Origin of the sequence: Microbacterium salitolerans, assembly GCF_019720895.1 — a bacterium.
Classification (GTDB): domain Bacteria; phylum Actinomycetota; class Actinomycetes; order Actinomycetales; family Microbacteriaceae; genus Microbacterium.
Genome location: NZ_JAHKSH010000002.1, coordinates 60535 through 79040 on the forward strand (window position 1 = coordinate 60535; position 18506 = coordinate 79040).

Here is an 18506-nt window from a genome sequence, read left to right on the forward strand (position 1 = left end):
CGTCAGGTGACGGACGCGAGGCCGGACCCGATCGGGTCCGGCCTCGCGTCGTCTCCGAGATGTGCGGCCGCGGACTACTGCGTCGCGGTGATCTGAATGTAGATGGTGGTCCCAAGTGGCTGCTCGGTGCCGCTTGCCGGGTCCGTTCCTGTCGCCGTGGTCAGACCGTTGGGCACCACGTTCCAGATCCCGGCATAGTCGACGGCGAAGCCGGCGGCTTCGAGCGCGGCCTTCGCGTCATCTCGGGTCATGCCGGCCACATCCGGTACGGGGAAGGGCTCAGGGCCGAGCGACTCGATGAGCGTGACGGTGTCGCCGGGGCGCCATTCCTCGCCTTCGGGATTCTCGGCGATGCCGATGACGAGCCCCTTGGCGATGTCGTCGCTGTACCACTGCTCGGTCTCGTCGGCGGCACCGAGCGCCACCTCGTCGAGGCGCTCGCGCGCCTCCTCGACCGACACGTTCGCGACATCGGGGAGGGAACCGGCCGATACCGTGACCGCGAGCTCGTCGCCCTGGTGCGCGCCGCATCCGTCGAGGCATGCGTAGCCGTCATCGGATCCGGCGGGCAGGAGCTGCGCTCCCACCACGGTCCCGGCCTCGCCTCCGTCGAACACCTCGGCGACGTCGTCGCGCACGCTGATCACGGCGTCGCTCGCATGCGCGTCGACCTGTTCCAGAGTCATGCCGCGCAGGGAATCGAGCTGCACCGATGCGGGTCCGAGCGACGTGGTGATCGTCACGGCTTCTCCGGGATACATGCGCGTACCGCTGTCGGGGGAGACGGCGATGATCTCGCCCTCGGAGACCTCGAGGCTGCTCTCGGTCTCCTCGACGGCGACGAGTTCGCGCGCGGCGAGCTCGTCCGCGGCCTGCGGGAACGTGGTGCCGGGAGCGAATTCGGGCACGGCGATCATGGATCCGGGGCCGGACCCGAGCCACCATCCCGTGCCGCCGGCGACGGCGGCGAGGAGGACGACGACGACGGCGATCCACCAGCCGCGGGTGGTGCGGCGCCGAGTCGCTGCCCGGAGTCTCTCGGCGTTGTCCGCGTTCGCCGCCGCCTGGTCGAGGGGGCGGGTGCCCGCGAGCACGGTCGTGGCGCCTGTCGTGTCGATCGATGGCGGCAGCAGCTTCGTCTCGCCGTCGCTGTCGTCGCTGGGGGTCGCGGGGCTCGGACGACCGCGAGCGGGCAGGGGGGCGATGCCGAGCTGATCCTCGATCTCGCGCAGCCGATCCAGCATGACCTGCGCGTCGTCCGGTCGTTCGTCGGGCTCGCGCTCGGTCGCCCAGAGCACGAGCTCGTCGAGCTGCTCGGGAACGCCGGGATTCTTGATGCTCGGGCGGGGAACCTGCTCGGTGGCGTGCTGATACGCGATCTGCATCGGCTGCTCGCCTCGATACGGCTGCTCGCCCGTCAGCATCTCGTACAGCATGATGCCGAGTGCGTAGATGTCGGTGCGCGCATCCGCTGTGCCCTGCGTGACGAGCTCGGGGGCGAGGTAGGCGATCGTGCCGAGGAGCTGCTGGCCCGTCGCCGTGTTCGCCGATGTCGCGCGAGCGAGCCCGAAGTCGCCGATCTTGACGCGACCGTCTTCCGCCAGGAGCACGTTCTCCGGCTTCACATCGCGGTGGATGAAACCTGCTCGGTGCGCGGACGCGAGCCCCGACAGGACCGCATGCATGACGGTGATCGTGCGCTGGAGCGAGAGTCGCGTCTGCTCGTTCAGCAGGTCGCGCAGCGTGACGCCCGGCAGATACTCCATCACGAGGTACGCGATGTCGTCGTCCTGGCCCTGGTCGAACACGCTGACCACGTGCGGGTCGCTCAGCCGGGCCGCGGCGCGGGCCTCCTGGATGAATCGGCTCTGGAAACGGTCGTCATCGCTCAGGTGGTGGTGCATCACCTTGAGGGCGATGCGCCGCTCGAGCCGCAGATCGGTCGCGAGATACACGGTCGCCATGCCGCCGCGCGCGATGCGGCCGCGCACTCGATATCTGCCGTCGACGAGCCGCCCGATGAGGGGATCAGCCTGAGGACGAGAAGACACGCTCAGAGTCTAGAGATTCCACCCGAGAGGAGCCGGAAGGCTCACCCATGCTGCGCGAGCCAGCCGTAGGCCGCGACGCGCCAGCGGTCGTACCGATCGGGGAATGCCGAGATCTGCACGGCCTGCGCAGCCGCGCCGAAGTCCATGTCCGCCCACCCCGAGAGGTCGAGCAGACCGTTCGTCGCGCCATCGGGAGCTCCGAGGAAGAAGGTGCGCGTGGCGTAGTAGCGGTCGACGAGCTCATCGGGCTCGCCCCAGCCCGCGCTCGGGCGCTGCTGGAACAGCCCGAGCGAGTCGCGGTCGCCCCAGTCGAGGTTGCGGATACTCGACTCGACCATGGCGGTCGCGAGGGCGATCGCGATGCCCCGGTCCGAGACTCCGAGCTCGCGTCCGACCTGGATGATGATGCGCGCATTCTCGGCCTGCGGTGTGCTGAGAGCGGCCTGCAGGTCGTAGACCGGGCTGTCGTAGATCGACTCGGGCTCGTCGTCGTCCTCCTCCTGCTGAGGAGGACGCTGCACGATCAGCTCCTGTCCCGGGTAGATGATCGAGCCCGCGTCGAGCGAGTTGACGTCGAGCAGCTCGTCGACCGAGATGCCGTACGCGGCGGCGATCGACCAGAGGGTGTCGCCGGCCTCGACGGTGTGCGTCTTCTGCGACTGCGGATCGTCGGGGATGCCCGCGGGTCCCTCGCTCGGCGTGTCATCCGGACGGGACGGCGCGGTCGAACCGGGGATCGTGAGCTTCTGTCCGGGGAAGATGATGGCGGACTCGCCGAGCTCGTTCGCCTCGATGAGCGAGGCGACGGAGACGCCGTATGTCTGCGCGATCGACCAGACGGTCTCTCCCGCCTCGACGGTGTGGGTGGATCCCTGCGGTGCCTGCTCGGGAGCGGGTGCGGGGGCCTTCGGCACGTCGGCGTTCAGACTCTGGCGCAGCACCAGCTCCTGCCCGGGGAAGATCGTGCTCGACCAGTTCAGATCATTCCACGTGAGGAGATCGATCGTTCGGAGCCCATGGCGGATCGCGATGCCCGTGATCGTGTCTCCGGATTCGACCGTGTAGAACGGTGACGTGCCAGAGGCGCCGGACGCGAGGCCAGCGGGAGGAGTTCTCTCCGCGGCCGCGCCGAGCGCGCGCGGTGACGTCTTCGACGCCCGCTCATGCAGCCGGTCGCGATCGCTCTTCGGCGACGACTCGGCGGCGACAGCGGGTGCCCCGCTGAGAACGAGGGCCATCGCGCCTGTCATGGCGACAGGAGCGACAGCGAGAGCACGGTTCTGACGGAGCACAGGTTCCCCCTTTGGGTCGACCGACCACACACGTCGGCGGATTGTCACCGTGTCACGGATGGGTAACAGTGTCAACGGGTGATAACGCCTGGGGCGAATGTGGCATAAGTGATCCGTGTGACTCGGGCGCTCCGTGCGACAATCGACGCGTGAGTGATAGCGCGACTTCTCCGACCGAAACGATCGAATGGCTGACGCTTCCCGACGTCGGCGAACGCCTGGGGGAGACGCCGGGGCGTGTGCATCGTCTGATCGACGACCATGCGCTCATCGCCGTGCGCCGTGAGGGCGTGCGCGTCGTCCCCGCCGCGTTCGTCGACGGCGATCGTCCGCTCGCGTCGCTCCGCGGGACGGCGATCCTCCTCCAGGACGCGGGGTTCTCCGACGACGAGATCATCGACTGGCTCTTCACTGTCGACGATGAGCTCGGCAATCCTCCGATCGAGTCGCTGCTCGCCGGACGCAAGGCCGAGGTCCGTCGAGTCGCGCAGGCGCTCGCCTGACCGGGGCCGGCTGTCGAGTCGGCTTTCAGGACGCGCGGCGGGTGGCCGCGGCGATGAGCGACCGCAGTTCGTCGGCGGCCACGGCGTCGAGGTCAGCGGCGTCGAGTGCGCTCCGCGCTCGGCGCGTCTGAACGTCGATGAACTGCTCTGCGCGGTCGAGCGCCCCCGACGCCCGCACAGTCCTCTGCATGCCGTCGATCTCGTCGTCTGAGAGGTCCGGCGCGCCGAGCCGCGCATCGAAGCTCGCCCGTGCCTCCGCATCCATGCCTTCGCGCGTGTATGCGACGAGCAGGGTGCGCTTGCCCTCGCGCAGGTCGTCGCCCGCGGGCTTGCCGGTCACGGAGGGATCCCCGAACACGCCGAGCACATCGTCGCGCAGCTGGAAGGCGAGCCCGAGCGGGTGACCGAGGTCGGCGAGCGCGGCGCGCCGTTCTGCGCTCGCGCCGCCGAGCGTGGCGCCGATGACGAGCGGCTGCTGCACGCTGTACCGGGCGGACTTGAGGATCGCGATTCTCAGGGCGCGATCGGCGTGGTGCTCGTCCGGGGTCGTCGGCCATGCGGCCTCCTCCGACACATCGAGGAACTGCCCCAGGATCACGTCTCGCCGCATTCGGGCGTACTCGGCGCGCGTCTGCGAGATCGTCGCGTCGTCGTCGACCGCCGCCAGCGCCTGCTCGAAGAGATCGTCGCTCCAGCTGAGCAGCAGGTCGCCGAGGAGGATCGCGCCCGAGCGCCCGAACTGCTCGCTGGAGCCGTGCCACTCGCTCTCGCGGTGCGTCGCCTCGAGAGCGCGCCAGCTTGCCGGTCGTCCGCGCCTGGTGTCGGAGTTGTCGACGATGTCGTCGTGTACGAGCGCCGCGGCCTGAAAGATCTCGAGAGCCGCGCCGAGATCCACCACGTGTGACGGAGCTGATCCCGGGTCCGCCGTGACGGCGCGCCATCCCCAGTACGCGAAGCGTGCGCGAAGACGCTTGCCGCCCTCGAGTGCGCGTGTCGCGTGATCGAGGAGCACATTCGCGACGTCGTCGTCCGCCATGATCTCGGTGTCATCGCGCACCTCGCGTCGTCGAATCTCGACAAAGCTCGCCAGGCGCTCGGAGATGTCTGTGATGATGTCGTGAGGGGACGGCACGCACCTAGCCTAGGTGGACGCTCTGGCGATAGAATGAAAGCCGACCTTTCACCCGAGGGGGACCAATGCCACTCTCCGAGCAGGAGCAGCGACTTCTCGATGAGATGGAGCGCCAGCTCATGCACAACGACGCCGACGTCGTGCATACCGGTGCTGAGCGCACGTTCAGCTACCGCAACATGCTGATCGGCGCACTTCTCGTGCTTCTCGGCCTCGGTGCCGTCATCGCCGGCATCGCGCTCTGGAACATCGCCACCGTCGGAGGCGTCGTCGCCGGCGTCCTGGGCTTCGCCGCCATGGTCGGCGGTGTGATCCTGGCGCTCTCGCCGGGCAAGGGCCAGGATTCGACCGAGTCCGGGCCCGATCGCTCGCCTCGTTCGCCGCAGTCCACGCCGTCCAACGCGTCCTTCATCGACAAGATGAACGACCGGTGGGATCGCCGCCAGCAGGGCTGATCCGCCGCATCCTCTTCGACAACGCCGCTCCTTCGGGGGCGGCGCTTTCGTGTGTCTCCACATCGCTCCACGGGTTTCGCCGCCGTGGCGCGACACGCCGTCGCGCAGGCGGGAGCTGACGGCACCCCTCCCGTTTCCTCCACTCCTCCGGACCTCAGTCGTTTCAAGGGGTCCGAGGTGTGCTATATCGCGTCCTCGTGAATTTGGGGGTGGTCGGTGGGGGAAAGTGGAGTAATGTGGGGGCAACCTCACGGAAGGCCGATCACGGAGGGGGTGAATGGCCGATGCTGCTGGGTACGCACACACCGAAGCTCGACGACAAAGGCCGTGTCATCCTGCCGGCGAAGTTCCGCGAGGAGCTCGCGGGAGGCGTCGTCGTCACCCGCGGTCAAGAGCGGTGTCTCTACGTCTTCTCGACGTCGGAGTTCGAACAAGTGCACGAGCGCATCCGGCAGGCCCCCCTCAGCAACAAGCAGGCCCGCGACTTCATGCGCATGTTCCTCTCCGGCGCGAGCGCCGAGACGCCCGACGGACAGAACCGCATCACACTGCCGCAGCACCTGCGCCAGTACGCGGGGCTGAACAAGGAGCTCGTGGTCACCGGTGTCGGCGCCCACGCCGAGATCTGGGATGCCGAGTCCTGGAACTCGTACCTGGCAGGCAACGAGGACGCATTCGCTGAGATGCAGGAGGAGGTGATCCCGGGACTGTTCTGAGCCGGCGGCTGTGACTCCCAGCCGCGACCCTGTCGTCACTTCCCCGGTGACAGGTCGCGCGGATGGGGATCAGAGCCTCCGGGCCCATCCCAGAAGCAACCCGGACACATCATGAGCATCCGCGACATCCACATCCCCGTCCTGCTCGAGCGCTGCCTCGAGCTCATCGGCCCTGCCCTCGAGAGGGAGGGCTCCGTATACGTCGACGGCACGCTCGGCATGGGCGGACACGCGGAGGCGTTCCTCGAGCGCTTCCCGGGCGCCCGCCTGGTCGGGTTGGACAGGGATCCGCAGGCGCTTCGGATCGCAGGCGAGCGGCTCGCCCCCTTCGCAGACCGCGTCTCGCTCGTGCACACGGTGTACGACGGGATCCTCGGTGCGCTGGACGAGGCGGGGGCCGAGCGCGCGGACGGTGTGCTGTACGACCTGGGCGTCTCATCGCTGCAGCTCGACGAGGCGGATCGCGGCTTCGCGTACGCGCAGGACGCCCCCCTCGACATGCGGATGAACCCGACGGAGGGCATGACCGCCGCCGACGTCGTCGCGACGTACGGCGAGGGCGACCTGCGACGGATCTTCGAGCGCTTCGGCGAGGAGAAGCTCGCGGGGCGATACGCGCGGGCGATCCTCGAGGCCAGGAAGACCACGCCGCTCACACGCTCGGGTGAGCTCGTCGACGTCCTCCAGAAGGCGACTCCGGCAGCTCTCAAGAACGCCGGTCATCCCGCGAAGCGGGTGTTCCAGGCGCTCCGCATCGAGGTGAACGGCGAGCTGGCGGCGCTCGAGCGCGCGATTCCCGCGGCGCTGGCATCGCTCGCCGTCGGGGGACGCCTCGTCGTCCTCAGCTACCAGTCCCTCGAGGACCGGTTCGTCAAGCGCCTGTTCGCCGAGGCGACGCGCTCGACAGCACCTGCCGGGCTGCCGGTCGAGCTGCCAGAGCACCAGCCGCGCTTCCGGCTCCTCGTCCGCGGCGCCGAGCAGGCGTCGCCGGAGGAAGCCGACCGCAATCCCCGCGCCAAGCCCGTGCGCCTGCGCGCGATCGAGAGAGTGAAGGAGGACTGATGAGCATCGCCGAGGTCGATCCGCTTCTTCCCTTCGACGAGCCTGCGCGCCGCCCAGAGCGGCAGCGCGATCTCCGTCCCGTCGCGGCACCGCGCCGACGACGTCGGCCGCGCCTCGCGTACGCGCTCGTCGCCGTGGCCGGCGCCGCTCTCATCGCCTCCGCGCAGCTCGGGCTCTCGATCCTCACCGCCCAGAGCTCCTATGAGCTCGCGGCGCTCGAGCACGAGCAGCAGCAGCTGACGCTCGACCGCCAGGAGCTCTCCGATGAGGTCGCGGGACTCGCCTCGCCGCAGTATCTCGCCGCCAACGCGTCGGCGCTCGGCATGGTCATCGATTCGTCACCGAGCTATCTGCGTCTGAGCGACGCGAAGATCACCGGATCCGGCGAACCGGCGAGCGCGCAGTCGACCGTGAACGTGGGGGCCGGGAACGCGGCGTCGAACGCTCTCATCGCCGACACGCCGCTGATCACCGACCGAGAGGCGACCATCGGGGGATCCTCAGGGGAGAGCGTGCCTGACGATGTCCCGGTCGCTCCGCCCATCGAAGACGGCCTCCCGATCCCCTCCACCCACTGACACGACCAGTCACCGAGACGACGAACAGCCCCGAGACGAGGAACGCGATGAACGCGAGGGCGAGCCGGACGGCGAGACGCCGCACGAGTGTGGCGGCGGTCATCATCCTCATCGTGCTCCTCGCGTTCGTCGCGCGGCTGTTCGACATCCAGGTCGTCCGGGCGCAGGAGCACATCGACGACTCGCTCCGCGTAGGCGGTTTCGTGGGATCGAACGAGCTGTTCGGCGTGCGCGGGTCGATCATCGATGCCGACGGCCAGGTGCTGGCCAGCAGCACGCTGCGGTACGACGTCGCCGTGGATCCTGCTCTCGCCGATGACGTCACGCGCATCGACGAGGGCGGGGACGAGTACGTCGAGTCGTGGGGTCACCTCGCGGAGCGGATCGGCGAGATCGTCGACTTGCCGGGATCCGAGATCGAGCAGATCGCGGACGAGGCCCTCGAGGCGAACCCCGACGCGCGCTGGGCGTCGCTCAAGAAGGGCCTCTCGACCGAGCAGTACCGCGAGCTCATCGACCTCGACGCGCCGATGCTGACGTTCGAGCCGCAGAAGTCGCGCGCGTATCCCAACGGCGCCGTCGGCGGAAATCTCGTGGGCTTCACCAGCAGTGACGACACGCCCCTCGCCGGCTACGAGATGCTCGAGGACGCCTGCCTCGAGTCGACCGATGGCAGCGTCTCGTACCAGACGTCGGGAGACGGCGGCGTGCGGATCCCCGGCACGACCCAGGAGACGCCGGCCGTCGACGGCGGCACGCTCCAGCTGACGATCGACACCGACCTCAGCTGGTATCTCCTTCAGATGCTGAAGGAGGAGGTCGAGACGCAGCAGGCGAAGTCGGGGTCGATCATGGTCGCCGACGCGAAGACGGGGGCGGTGAAGGCCGCCGTCGACTATCCGACGCTCGACCCGAACGACCCGGGGGCGGCCGACGAGGAGAACCGAGGATCCCGTGTGTTCACGACCTCGTTCGAGCCTGGTTCGACCTTCAAGGCGATCACGACCGCGACCGTCCTCGATCAGGGCGCCGCGACGACGATGACCCCCGTGACGGCGGCCTCGTACGAGGAGTTCCCGAACGGAGCGCGCGTCGGCGACTCACACGACCACCCGCAGTACACCTACACGCTCACCGGTGCCATGATCGACTCGTCCAACGTGGCGCTGTCGAAGCTGGGCGACCTCGTGACGGAGGACACGCGTCACGACTACCTCGAGAAGTTCGGCGTGGGGACGAAGACCCCGATCGACTTCACGGGCGAGCAGCCGGGTGTGCTCCATCCGACTGACGCGTGGGACAGCCAGACCCACTACACGACGACGTTCGGCCAGGCCTTCACCGTGACGATGCCGCAGGTCGTGAGCGCGTACCAGACGCTCGCGAACGGGGGAGTGCGCGCGCCGCTCCACATCGTCGAAGACTGCACGAGCGCCGACGGCAAGGTGACGGCGCCTGATCTGCCGGACGACGAGCGCGTCATCGGCGAGCAGGCCGCGAACGACACGGTCTCCGTGCTCGAGAACGTCGCGAACGAGGGGTCCGTCTCCGAGCTGATCCAGGTCCCGGGCTACCGCATCGCGGCGAAGACGGGCACGGCGCAGAAGACCGACGGCAACGGCAACTACAAGTCCGGCATCTACTTCACGAGCCTCGTGGGCATGGCGCCCGCTGAGGACCCCCAGTACATCGTCATGGTCACCCTCGACGAGCCGCGTAGAGTAACCTCGTCGTCGGCGACCGCCCCGGCATTCCAGAAGGCGATGACCCAGGTCTTGAAGACCTACCGCGTCCAGCCTTCTGACGAGCCGTACGAGCCGCTCCCCAAGTTCGCGGAATGACGCGCGTCTCGCGCGAAGGATCCTCACACCTATGATTTCTCTCTCACTCGCCGAGATCGCCGCCGTCACCGGCGGAGACCTGCGTCTCGCGGGGCTCGACTCGGTCGAGACGCGCGTCTCCGGCGCCGTCGACACCGACTCCCGCAACATCGCTCGGGGCGACGTCTTCGTCGCGAAGCCGGGCGAGGTGACCGACGGGCACCTCTTCGTCGACGTCGCGGCCTCTCAGGGCGCGGCCGTCGCGATCGTGGAGCGCGTCGTCGATGCGCCGGTGACGCAGATCGTCGTCGGCGACGTCGTCGAGGCGATCGCCGCGCTCGCCCGCGAAGTCGTCGACCGCGTGCGCGCTCTCGGACGTCTGCGTGTGATCGGGATCACGGGATCCAACGGAAAGACGACGACGAAGAACATGCTCCGCGAGATCCTCGCGGAGGAGGGCGAGACAGTCGCTCCCGTCGCGTCCTTCAACAACGCCGTCGGCGCGCCGCTCACCATGCTGCGCGTCACGGAGGAGACCGAGTTCCTCATCTGCGAGTTCGGCGCGGACGCGTCGGGCCAGATCGCGCGCCTCGCCGGCCTCGTGACGCCCGACGTGGGCGTCGTGCTCATGGTGGGCTTGTCCCATGCCGGCGGCTTCGGCGGCATCGAGCAGACGGCGGTCGCGAAGCGCGAGCTCGTCGAGGCGGTGCGGCCTGGCGGCGTCGCGGTCCTGAACCTCGACGACCCGCGGGTCGCGGCGATGGCGGACACGGCCGGCCGGCGCGACGTGCGCGTGCGCTGGTTCGGCGACGGCGCCGCCGCCGACGTGCGTGCGGTCGACGTCGCCGTCTCGGCGTCCGGCACCGACACGCAGCTCGACGTCGACGGCGTGCGGATCCCCCTGCGCCTGAAGGTGCTCGGGGCACACCACGTCAAGAACGCCATGGCCGCTCTGACCGCGGCACTTGCCGTCGGCGTGGACCCCCGCGTCGCCGCGGAGCGCCTCGAGCGCATCGAGCTCGCGGAGCGCTGGCGCATGCAGGTGATGGGCTCGGATCGCGTCCGCATCGTCAACGACGCGTACAACGCGAGCCCCGACGCGATGCAGGCGGCGCTGCGCACCCTCGCGCAGATCACGGCGCCCGACGAGCGCATGGTCGCCGTTCTCGGCGCCATGAGCGAGCTGGGGGAGCGAGACGTCGAGGAGCACAGCCGCATCGGACTGCTCGCCGTGCGTCTGCGGATCCCGCGCATCGTGGTCGTCGGGGCCGAGGCGCGCCCGCTCTACCTCTCCGCCATCGCGGAGGGCTCGTGGAGCGACGAAGCCGTGTTCTTCGAGACCGCCGACGAGGCATATGAGTATCTGATGGGCGAGCTGCGCGACGGCGATCGCGTGCTCGTGAAGTCGTCCAATGCGGCGGGACTGCGGTTCCTCGGCGATCGTCTGGGAGAATCGTTCTCGTGAGATCACTACTGGCAGCTGCGGCGATCTCGCTCGCGTTCACACTTCTGCTGACTCCGGTCTTCTTCCGCATGTTCCGTGCGTGGGGCTGGGGCCAGGTCATCCGCACCGACAGCGTGGGCTACAACGCCCCCAAGCACGAGACCAAGCGCGGCACGCTCACCATGGGCGGCGTCATCTTCATCGTCGGCACGATCGTCGGCTACCTCGCCGGCACGCTCGTGGGCGGCAACCCCCCGACCGTGTCCGGCTGGCTCGTCATCTGGGCGATGCTCGGCTTCGGCACCGTGGGCTTCATCGATGACTACATGAAGATCAAGATGCAGCATTACGCGGGGCTCAGCGGCTGGAAGAAGATCGTCGGCCAGATCCTCGTCATGGTGCCCTTCGGCATCGCCGCACTGAACTTCCCCGACAGCTACGGGCTCACGCCCGGCAGTCCGTATGTGTCGTTCATCCGCGACATCGATGTGCTGACGTTCATGGCGCTCGGCCCCGTCCTCGGCTGGCTGCTGTACTCGGCCTGGCTGTCGCTGCTGGGCGCGGGGTTCTCGAACTCCGTCAATCTGTCGGACGGCCTCGACGGGCTCGCCGCAGGCGCCGGCATCTTCGTGGTCGGCGCATACAGTCTCATCGCGTTCTGGCAGTTCAACCAGGCATGCGTCGGCGCGGGCACGTCTCCCGACAACCTCGCCGCCTGCTACCAGGTGCGAGATCCCCTCGATCTCGCGATCGTCTCCGCCGCGTTCGTCGGATCCCTCGTCGGATTCCTGTGGTGGAACGCTCCGAAGGCGAAGATCTTCATGGGCGACGTGGGATCCATGTCGATCGGCGGCGTCATCGCGGCCCTGGCGATCCTCACGCGCACCGAGCTGCTCGGCGTCCTGATCGCCGGCCTCTTCGTCATGTCGAGCGGCTCCGTGATCCTGCAGCGTCTCTACTTCAAGGCGACGCGCGGCAAGCGACTGTTCCTCAACAGCCCTCTGCACCACCACTTCGAGTTCCGCGGCTGGTCCGAGACGACGATCGTCGTGCGGTTCTGGATCATCGCGGGTCTGTTCGCCGTCACGGGCGTGGGCGCGCTCTACATCGAATGGCTCTCACGCGTATGACCGACGCTCTGTCCTCGCGACTCGACTCCCTCACGAGCTGGCGGGCTGACTGGACGGGACTGCGCGTCGCGGTTCTGGGCCTCGGCGCGACCGGGTTCTCCGTCGCCGACACGCTCACGGAGCTCGGTGCCGATGTGCTCGTCGTCACCGAGCAGGCGCCCGAGGAGTACGCTCGGCTGCTGCCCGTCATCGGCGCGGCGCTCGAGGAGACGGCTCTCGACGAGGCGCCGCGGGCGCTCGTGTCCTTCGCGCCGGAGGTCGTCGTCGCCTCTCCGGGCTTCTCCCCGGCGCACCCTGTCATCCGGTGGGTCCGGGAGCAGGGCATCGCGCTCTGGGGCGACATCGAGCTCGCGTGGCGCGTGCGCGACAAGGTGGTGCGCGACGACGGCGCACCGGCCGAGTGGATGTTCGTCACCGGGACCAACGGCAAGACCACGACGACGCGCCTCGCGGCGACGATGCTCGTCGAGGGCGGGCTGCGCGCGGCCCCGTGTGGCAACATCGGCGTGCCCGTGCTCGACGCGGTGCGCGACCCGGCGGGCTTCGACGTCCTCGTCGTCGAGCTCTCGAGCCATCAGCTCTGGTACCTCGGGCTCCACGACGGCGCGGGTTCTCCGGTCCCGCATTCGTCGGTCTGCCTCAACATCGCCGACGACCACCTCGAGTGGCACGGATCCGCCGATGCCTACCGTGCGGCAAAGGGCGTGGTGTACCGCCACACGGCTGTCGCCTGCGTGTACAACAAGGCCGACGAGGCGACGATGCGCATGGTCGAGGATGCCGACGTCATCGAGGGCGCCCGTGCGATCGGTTTCGATCTCGGCGTCCCGGGTCCGAGTGAGCTCGGCGTCGTCGACGGCATCCTCGCCGACCGCGCGTTCGTCGACAGCCGTCGCACCTCGGCGGCCGAGCTCGTGACGCTCGAGGAGCTCGGGGCCCGCGGACTGTCCGTTCCGCACCTCGTGCAGAACATCCTCGCGGCCGCCGCGCTCGCTCGCTCGATCGGCGTCTCGCCGTCCGTCGTGCGGCAGGCGCTGCAGACGTTCGAGCTGGATCCGCACCGTATCCAGCTCGTGGCTCGTGAGGCCGGCATCACGTGGATCGACGACTCGAAGGCGACGAACCCGCACGCGGCGATCGCTTCTCTGGCGGCGTTCCCCGGGGCCGTCTGGATCGTCGGCGGCCTGTTCAAGGGCGTGGACATCGGGGCTCTCGTCGCGGCTCGCGCGTCCGCCGTGAAGGCGGCCGTGGTGATCGGTGTGGATCGTGCGCCCGTGCGCGAGGCGTTCGCGCGACACGCGCCGGACGTGCCGGTGTTCGAGGTGGATCACGCTCAGACTGATGACGTCATGTCGCGCGCGGTCGAGTTGGCCGCGCACGCGGCGGAAGACGGCGACGTGGTGCTCCTCGCACCGGCGGCGGCGTCGTTCGATCAGTTCGAGACGTACGGAGAACGCGGCGATCGCTTCCAGCAGGCGGTCCGCGAGCGAGTCGAGAGGGGGAGCTCACATGACGACGACGGCGCGACCCCCGAGACCAGCTGACGGCCGCGCTCTCTCGGCGCGCGTCTCGCTCGGGCGCCGCATCGGTCCGGTCTCGGTGGAGTTCCTCCTGATCGCCTCCTCCGTGCTGCTCCTGACGTCGTTCGGCGTCGTGATGATCTTCTCGGCCACGACCGTCGAATCGATCAGCGAGACCGGCAGCCCGCTCAACGGCGGGCTCGGCCATCTCGTCTACGCGGCCGTCGGGATCCCGGTGATGCTCATCCTGAGTCGATTCCCCGTGCGCTGGCTGCGTCGCCTGGCGTGGCCGGCACTGGTCGGCGCCGTCATTCTGCAGCTCCTCGTCTTCACGCCCCTCGGCTTCGAGTTCGGCGGCAACCGCAACTGGCTCGACTTCAAGGTCGTCACAGTGCAGCCGTCGGAGTTCCTCAAGATCGCGCTCGCGCTCTGGGTCGCGCTCATCGTGTACCGCAAGCGCGAGCACCTGACGCGGTTCTGGCAGGTCGCGATCCCGATCCTGCCGGTCGCGATGCTGGCGCTCGGATCCGTGCTCGCGGGCGAGGACCTGGGAACAGCCATGATCATGGCGTTCCTCGTGCTCGGAGCGCTCTTCTTCGCGGGGGTGCGGCTCCGTCTGCTGCTGCCGATCATCCTCGCCGGTGCCGGCGCCGTCGCGGCTCTCGCGATCGCGAGCCCCAATCGCCTCACCCGCATCCTCAGCGTGTTCGACCAGGACTGCCTCGACGACTACCTCGGCACCTGCTACCAGCCGCTCCACGGCATGTGGGGTCTCGCCGGGGGCGGGGTCTTCGGCCTCGGCCTCGGCAACTCGAAGGAGAAGTACAACTGGCTCCCCGCGGCGGCCGACGACTACATCTTCGCGATCGTGGGCGAGGAACTCGGCCTGCTCGGGTGCATCGTCGTCCTCGCGCTGTTCGCGGTCCTGGCGGTCGGCATCTTCCGCATCGTGCGCCGCACGGACGACATGTTCGTCCGCGTGGCGGCGGGCGGCATCGGCGTCTGGCTCATCGGGCAGGCACTCGTGAACATCGGCGTCGTTCTGCGCATCTTCCCGGCGCTCGGCGTGCCACTCCCGTTCCTCTCGGCCGGAGGATCCTCTCTGCTCGCGGTGCTCATCGCCAGCGGCGTGCTGCTGGCTCTCGCGCGCACTCTGCCCGACGGCAGCGAGCCCGTCGGGGCGATCTCTGCGTCGTCCGGGCGTAAGATCGTCCGGTGACGACGTACCTGCTCGCCGGTGGTGGAACCGCCGGTCACGTGAACCCGATGCTTGCCGTCGCCGACGGGCTGAAGGCCCGCGAACCCGACGCTGAGGTGCTGATCCTCGGAACCGCGGAGGGGCTGGAATCTCGTCTCGTGCCCGAGCGCGGCTACGAGCTGCTGATCGTGCCGAAGGTGCCGTTTCCGCGTCGCCCGAACGGGGACGCCGTGGCATTCCCTGCGCGGTTCTCGCGTGCGGTGAAGCTCGTGCGCAGCTACCTGCGCGATCGCGGCGTCGATGTGGTGCTCGGCGTCGGCGGCTACGCGTCCGCGCCGGCCTACGTCGCGGCTCGGCGGGAGCGCATCCCTGCGGTCGTTCACGAGGCGAACGCGCGTCCTGGTCTGGCGAACGTGCTCGGCGCACTCTCTGCGGTCGCCGTGGGTGTCGCGTTCGACGGCACGCGGATCCGCCGTGGCGAGGTCGTCGGCATGCCGCTGCGGCCCGAGCTCGTGTCGCTCGACCGCGCTGCGCTGCGTCAGGAGGCCGCTCGCGAATTCGGCCTGGATCCCGACAAGCCCGTTCTCCTCGCCTTCGGCGGGTCGCTGGGGGCGCGTCGCATCAACGAGACCCTCGCCGGCTCCTGGCGCGACGTCCTCGACGCGGGCTGGCAGCTCCTCCACATCACCGGCGACAAGAACGAACTCGCGGATCCGGGTGTCCCGGGGTACGCGCTCCGCCGCTACGTCTCGCGCATGGACCTCGCCTTCTCGCTCGCCGACCTCGTGATCTCGCGCGCCGGGGCCTCGACGGTCTCGGAGATCTCAGCGCTGTCCATTCCCGCGATCTATGTGCCCTACCCGGTCGGAAACGGCGAGCAGAAGCTCAACGCCGCCGCGGCCGTGGCGGCGGGCGCCGCGCTGCTGGTCGACGACGCGGAGTTCACGCCTGATCGGATGCGCCGCGACGTCGTGTCTCTTCTCGGCGACCGCGACGCCATCGCGAGGATGACGGCCGCAGCCGAAGGCACGGGAACCCGCTTCGGCACCGAGAACGTCATCGCCCACCTCGACCGAGCGCTCGATGCGCGTGAGGAGACCTCGTCATGATCGCTCCCGATCTCTCCGTCCCGGTTCCCGACGAGATCCGCGCGGTCCACTTCATCGGCATCGGCGGGTCGGGCATCTCCGGTCTCGCCCGCATGTTCGTCGAGGCGGGGGTCCCCGTCACCGGGTCCGACCGCGCCGAGAGTCAGAACACTCGCGACCTCGCCGCGCTCGGCGCGACTGTGCACATCGGGCACGACGCGGCTCATCTCGGCGACGTCGACGCCGTCGTCTACACGGGCGCGATCTGGCCCGAGAACCCGGAATACCTCGCGGCGAAGGAGCGCGGCATCACGCTGCTGCATCGCTCGCAGGCCCTCAAGTACCTCATCGCCGGCCGTCGCCTCGTGTCGGTGGCGGGGGCGCACGGCAAGACCACGTCGACGGGCATGATCGTCGCGGGGCTCGCGGGCGTCGGGGCCGATCCGAGCTACGTCAACGGCGGCGTGATCCAGCAGTTCGGCACGTCGAGCCGTACGGGATCCGACGATCTGTTCGTGGTCGAGGCAGACGAATCCGACGGCACCTTCCTCATCTACGACACGGCGGTCGCGCTCATCACGAATGTCGATGCCGACCATCTCGATCACTACGGCACCCGGGAGGCGTTCGACGACGCCTTCGTGCGGTTCGCCGACGCGGCGCGCGAGGCCGTGGTGATCTCGGCCGACGACGAGGGGGCCGTGCGTGTGAGCGGGCGCCTCTCGCACGACCGCGTCGTGACCTTCGGCGAGTCCGAGGGCGCCGACGTGCGGGTCGTCGATATCGCGACCGAGGGGCCCGTGTCATTCGGGCTGGTCCGTGGAGCCGAGCGGATCGACGCGCAGCTGCGCGTCCCCGGTCGCCACAACGCGATCAACGCCGCGGGGGCCGTCGCCGTGCTCGTCTCGCTCGGCTTCGATCTCGAGGCCGCTGTGCGCGGCGTCGAGGAGTTCTCCGGCACCGTGCGCCGCTTCGAGCTGCACGGCACCGAACGCGGCGTCAGCGTATTCGATGACTACGCCCACCACCCGACCGAGGTCGCCGCCGCGCTCTCCGCGGCACGCACGGTGGTAGGCGACGGCCGCCTCGTCGCTCTCCACCAGCCGCACACCTACTCGCGCACGCAGCTCATGTCGGCCGAGTTCGCGCGGGTCCTCGAGGACCTTGCGGATCACACGGTCGTCCTCGACGTGTACGGCGCGCGCGAGGATCCGATCCCCGGCGTCACGGGCGCGCTCGTCGAGGAGGCGTTCGCGGATCAGTCCGGCGTCTCTTACGTGCCCGACTGGCAGCAGGCGGCAGAGCGTGCGGCGCAGGTCGCACGCGACGGCGACTACATCATCACGCTCGGCTGCGGCGACGTCTACCGCATCATCCCCCAGGTGCTGGATGCCCTGAAGAGCGCGGGTGCGGGCGAGGAGCAGCGCTAGGTGAAGCGGCCAGGACCTCTTCCTCCCCGCGCGTCCCGGACGGACGACGCGGAACCTGAGGAGTGGGCGGACCAGCCCGCAGAGCAGGAACGCCGGAGCCTCGGCGACATCGTGCCGTTCGCGCGTGCGCGTCGGGTACCCGTGGAGCCCGACGGCACAGATCGCGCAGATCCCTCGCGAGCCGAGGAATCGCGTGCCGATGTGCCGCGCGGTCCGCTCGGCGTGTGGCGCGCAGCCCGGCGCCGGCGTCGCGCGGAGCGCGCGGAGGTGCGCCGGTTCACGGCACGCGCACGGCGGAGAAGGATCATCTGGCTCTGCGGACTCGGGGCGGTCGCGCTCGTCGTCGTCGGAACCGTCGGCGCCGCATACAGTCCGCTGTTCGCGGTCGAGCGCATCGACATCGTGGGCGCGGAGTCGCTGGACGCCGAGACGGTCGCCGGCGCGCTCGAGGACCAGATGGGCCGACCCCTGCCCCTGGTGGACGAGAGCGAGATCAAGGCGGAGCTCCTCGCCTTTCCCCTCATCGAGACGTACTCGGTCGAGTCGAACCCGCCGCACGAGCTCGTCGTGCGCATCGTCGAGCGCACGCCGGTCGCCGTCGTCGCATCGGACGCCGGATTCACGACGCTCGATGCGGCGGGCGTCCCGCTGGCCACGAGCGCACAGCAGCCTGAGGGGCTGCCGCTCGCGGAGGTCGAGGGCGGTCCGTCGTCGGAGGCGTTCGCGGCGGCGGGTCAGGTGCTCCGTTCGCTGCCGGCCGATGTCGCCGTGCGCGTCGCGACGATTCGCGCGTCGACGCCCGACGACGTGTCGTTCGATCTGACGGACGGCGGCGGCGTCCGGGTCGTGTGGGGGAGTGCTTCCGACACCGCCGAGAAGATGTCGGTCCTCGAGGCCGGATTCCGCGCGAATCCGCCCGGCACCGTGTCGATGTACGACGTGTCGTCGGCGGACGTGCTCGTCGTCGGCTGAGATCCGTCGCCTGTTTCTGCCGACACACCCCGTGGCGTTGCGACGTCAGGCGACCTCCGCCACGTACCGTCGAGGACGAGCAAAGTATATGCCGGTGAATACTTTAACTCTCATG

General features: G+C 69.2%; 16 protein-coding genes. 13 read left to right on the forward strand and 3 right to left on the reverse strand.

Going from position 1 to position 18506, the window contains the following annotated elements; genetic code table 11:
• Positions 1–74 precede the first annotated feature (74 nt).
• Positions 75–2051 carry a Stk1 family PASTA domain-containing Ser/Thr kinase gene (pknB, locus tag KOL93_RS03445; protein WP_221583937.1) on the reverse strand — a complete coding sequence of 659 codons (1977 nt, stop codon included), beginning with the start codon at positions 2049–2051 and terminating at the stop codon, positions 75–77.
• Positions 2052–2092: 41 nt separating this feature from the next.
• On the reverse strand, positions 2093–3343 hold the full coding sequence (locus tag KOL93_RS03450) for a muramidase family protein (RefSeq protein ID WP_308291526.1): 1251 nt from the start codon (positions 3341–3343) through the stop codon (positions 2093–2095).
• A gap of 149 nt (positions 3344–3492) precedes the next feature.
• Here KOL93_RS03450 and KOL93_RS03455 point away from each other — a divergent pair, with 149 nt between their 5' ends.
• A complete protein-coding gene (locus tag KOL93_RS03455) occupies positions 3493–3846 on the forward strand; it encodes an Rv2175c family DNA-binding protein (RefSeq protein ID WP_221583938.1) in 354 nt (117 codons plus the stop codon).
• A gap of 25 nt (positions 3847–3871) precedes the next feature.
• Here KOL93_RS03455 and KOL93_RS03460 read toward each other — a convergent pair whose 3' ends face one another.
• On the reverse strand, positions 3872–4978 hold the full coding sequence (locus KOL93_RS03460; protein WP_308291527.1) for a polyprenyl synthetase family protein: 1107 nt from the start codon (positions 4976–4978) through the stop codon (positions 3872–3874).
• A 65-nt stretch (positions 4979–5043) separates the two neighbouring features.
• Here KOL93_RS03460 and KOL93_RS03465 point away from each other — a divergent pair, with 65 nt between their 5' ends.
• The 12 genes from KOL93_RS03465 (at position 5044) to KOL93_RS16105 (ending at position 18391) form a co-directional block, all read left to right on the forward strand.
• Positions 5044–5433 carry a DUF3040 domain-containing protein gene (locus KOL93_RS03465; protein WP_221583939.1) on the forward strand — a complete coding sequence of 130 codons (390 nt, stop codon included), beginning with the start codon at positions 5044–5046 and terminating at the stop codon, positions 5431–5433.
• 284 nt (positions 5434–5717) lie between these two features.
• Entirely contained in the window at positions 5718–6149 is a 432-nt protein-coding gene (mraZ, locus tag KOL93_RS03470; RefSeq protein ID WP_221583940.1) for a division/cell wall cluster transcriptional repressor MraZ, read from the forward strand.
• A 111-nt stretch (positions 6150–6260) separates the two neighbouring features.
• On the forward strand, positions 6261–7211 hold the full coding sequence (gene rsmH / locus KOL93_RS03475; protein WP_221583941.1) for a 16S rRNA (cytosine(1402)-N(4))-methyltransferase RsmH: 951 nt from the start codon (positions 6261–6263) through the stop codon (positions 7209–7211).
• Positions 7211–7789, forward strand: coding sequence for a hypothetical protein (locus KOL93_RS03480; RefSeq protein WP_221583942.1), 579 nt, complete (start codon positions 7211–7213; stop codon positions 7787–7789). The genes rsmH and KOL93_RS03480 overlap by 1 nt, the downstream gene beginning before the upstream one ends.
• Before the next feature lie 47 nt (positions 7790–7836).
• On the forward strand, positions 7837–9630 hold the full coding sequence (locus KOL93_RS03485) for a peptidoglycan D,D-transpeptidase FtsI family protein (RefSeq protein ID WP_221583943.1): 1794 nt from the start codon (positions 7837–7839) through the stop codon (positions 9628–9630).
• A 31-nt stretch (positions 9631–9661) separates the two neighbouring features.
• Positions 9662–11074 (forward strand): UDP-N-acetylmuramoyl-tripeptide--D-alanyl-D-alanine ligase, encoded by a 1413-nt coding sequence (locus tag KOL93_RS03490; RefSeq protein ID WP_221583944.1) that lies wholly within the window; start codon positions 9662–9664, stop codon positions 11072–11074.
• Entirely contained in the window at positions 11071–12183 is a 1113-nt protein-coding gene (gene mraY, locus KOL93_RS03495) for a phospho-N-acetylmuramoyl-pentapeptide-transferase (RefSeq protein ID WP_221583945.1), read from the forward strand. Before KOL93_RS03490 ends, mraY begins: the two co-directional genes overlap by 4 nt.
• Complete coding sequence (murD, locus tag KOL93_RS03500; RefSeq protein ID WP_221583946.1) at positions 12180–13727, forward strand: UDP-N-acetylmuramoyl-L-alanine--D-glutamate ligase; 1548 nt, start codon at positions 12180–12182, stop codon at positions 13725–13727. The genes mraY and murD overlap by 4 nt, the downstream gene beginning before the upstream one ends.
• Complete coding sequence (gene ftsW, locus KOL93_RS03505; protein ID WP_221583947.1) at positions 13693–14922, forward strand: putative lipid II flippase FtsW; 1230 nt, start codon at positions 13693–13695, stop codon at positions 14920–14922. The genes murD and ftsW overlap by 35 nt, the downstream gene beginning before the upstream one ends.
• Positions 14919–16010: a UDP-N-acetylglucosamine--N-acetylmuramyl-(pentapeptide) pyrophosphoryl-undecaprenol N-acetylglucosamine transferase gene (locus tag KOL93_RS03510; protein ID WP_221583948.1), complete on the forward strand. Its 1092-nt coding sequence runs from the start codon at positions 14919–14921 to the stop codon at positions 16008–16010. The genes ftsW and KOL93_RS03510 overlap by 4 nt, the downstream gene beginning before the upstream one ends.
• Positions 16007–17419, forward strand: a complete 1413-nt coding sequence (gene murC / locus KOL93_RS03515) for a UDP-N-acetylmuramate--L-alanine ligase (protein ID WP_221583949.1) — start codon at positions 16007–16009, stop codon at positions 17417–17419. The genes KOL93_RS03510 and murC overlap by 4 nt, the downstream gene beginning before the upstream one ends.
• 201 nt (positions 17420–17620) lie before the next feature.
• Positions 17621–18391 carry a cell division protein FtsQ/DivIB gene (locus KOL93_RS16105; protein ID WP_308291528.1) on the forward strand — a complete coding sequence of 257 codons (771 nt, stop codon included), beginning with the start codon at positions 17621–17623 and terminating at the stop codon, positions 18389–18391.
• Positions 18392–18506: the final 115 nt, after the last annotated feature.

Coding starts and splice junctions, on each gene's coding strand:
- KOL93_RS03465 (WP_221583939.1), top strand. CDS start 5,044: ATGCCACTCTCCGAGCAGGAGCAGCGACTTCTCGATGAGATGGAGCGC.
- mraZ (WP_221583940.1), top strand. CDS start 5,718: ATGCTGCTGGGTACGCACACACCGAAGCTCGACGACAAAGGCCGTGTC.
- KOL93_RS03480 (WP_221583942.1), top strand. CDS start 7,211: ATGAGCATCGCCGAGGTCGATCCGCTTCTTCCCTTCGACGAGCCTGCG.
- KOL93_RS03490 (WP_221583944.1), top strand. CDS start 9,662: ATGATTTCTCTCTCACTCGCCGAGATCGCCGCCGTCACCGGCGGAGAC.
- KOL93_RS03485 (WP_221583943.1), top strand. CDS start 7,837: ATGAACGCGAGGGCGAGCCGGACGGCGAGACGCCGCACGAGTGTGGCG.
- murD (WP_221583946.1), top strand. CDS start 12,180: ATGACCGACGCTCTGTCCTCGCGACTCGACTCCCTCACGAGCTGGCGG.
- ftsW (WP_221583947.1), top strand. CDS start 13,693: ATGACGACGACGGCGCGACCCCCGAGACCAGCTGACGGCCGCGCTCTC.
- rsmH (WP_221583941.1), top strand. CDS start 6,261: ATGAGCATCCGCGACATCCACATCCCCGTCCTGCTCGAGCGCTGCCTC.
- murC (WP_221583949.1), top strand. CDS start 16,007: ATGATCGCTCCCGATCTCTCCGTCCCGGTTCCCGACGAGATCCGCGCG.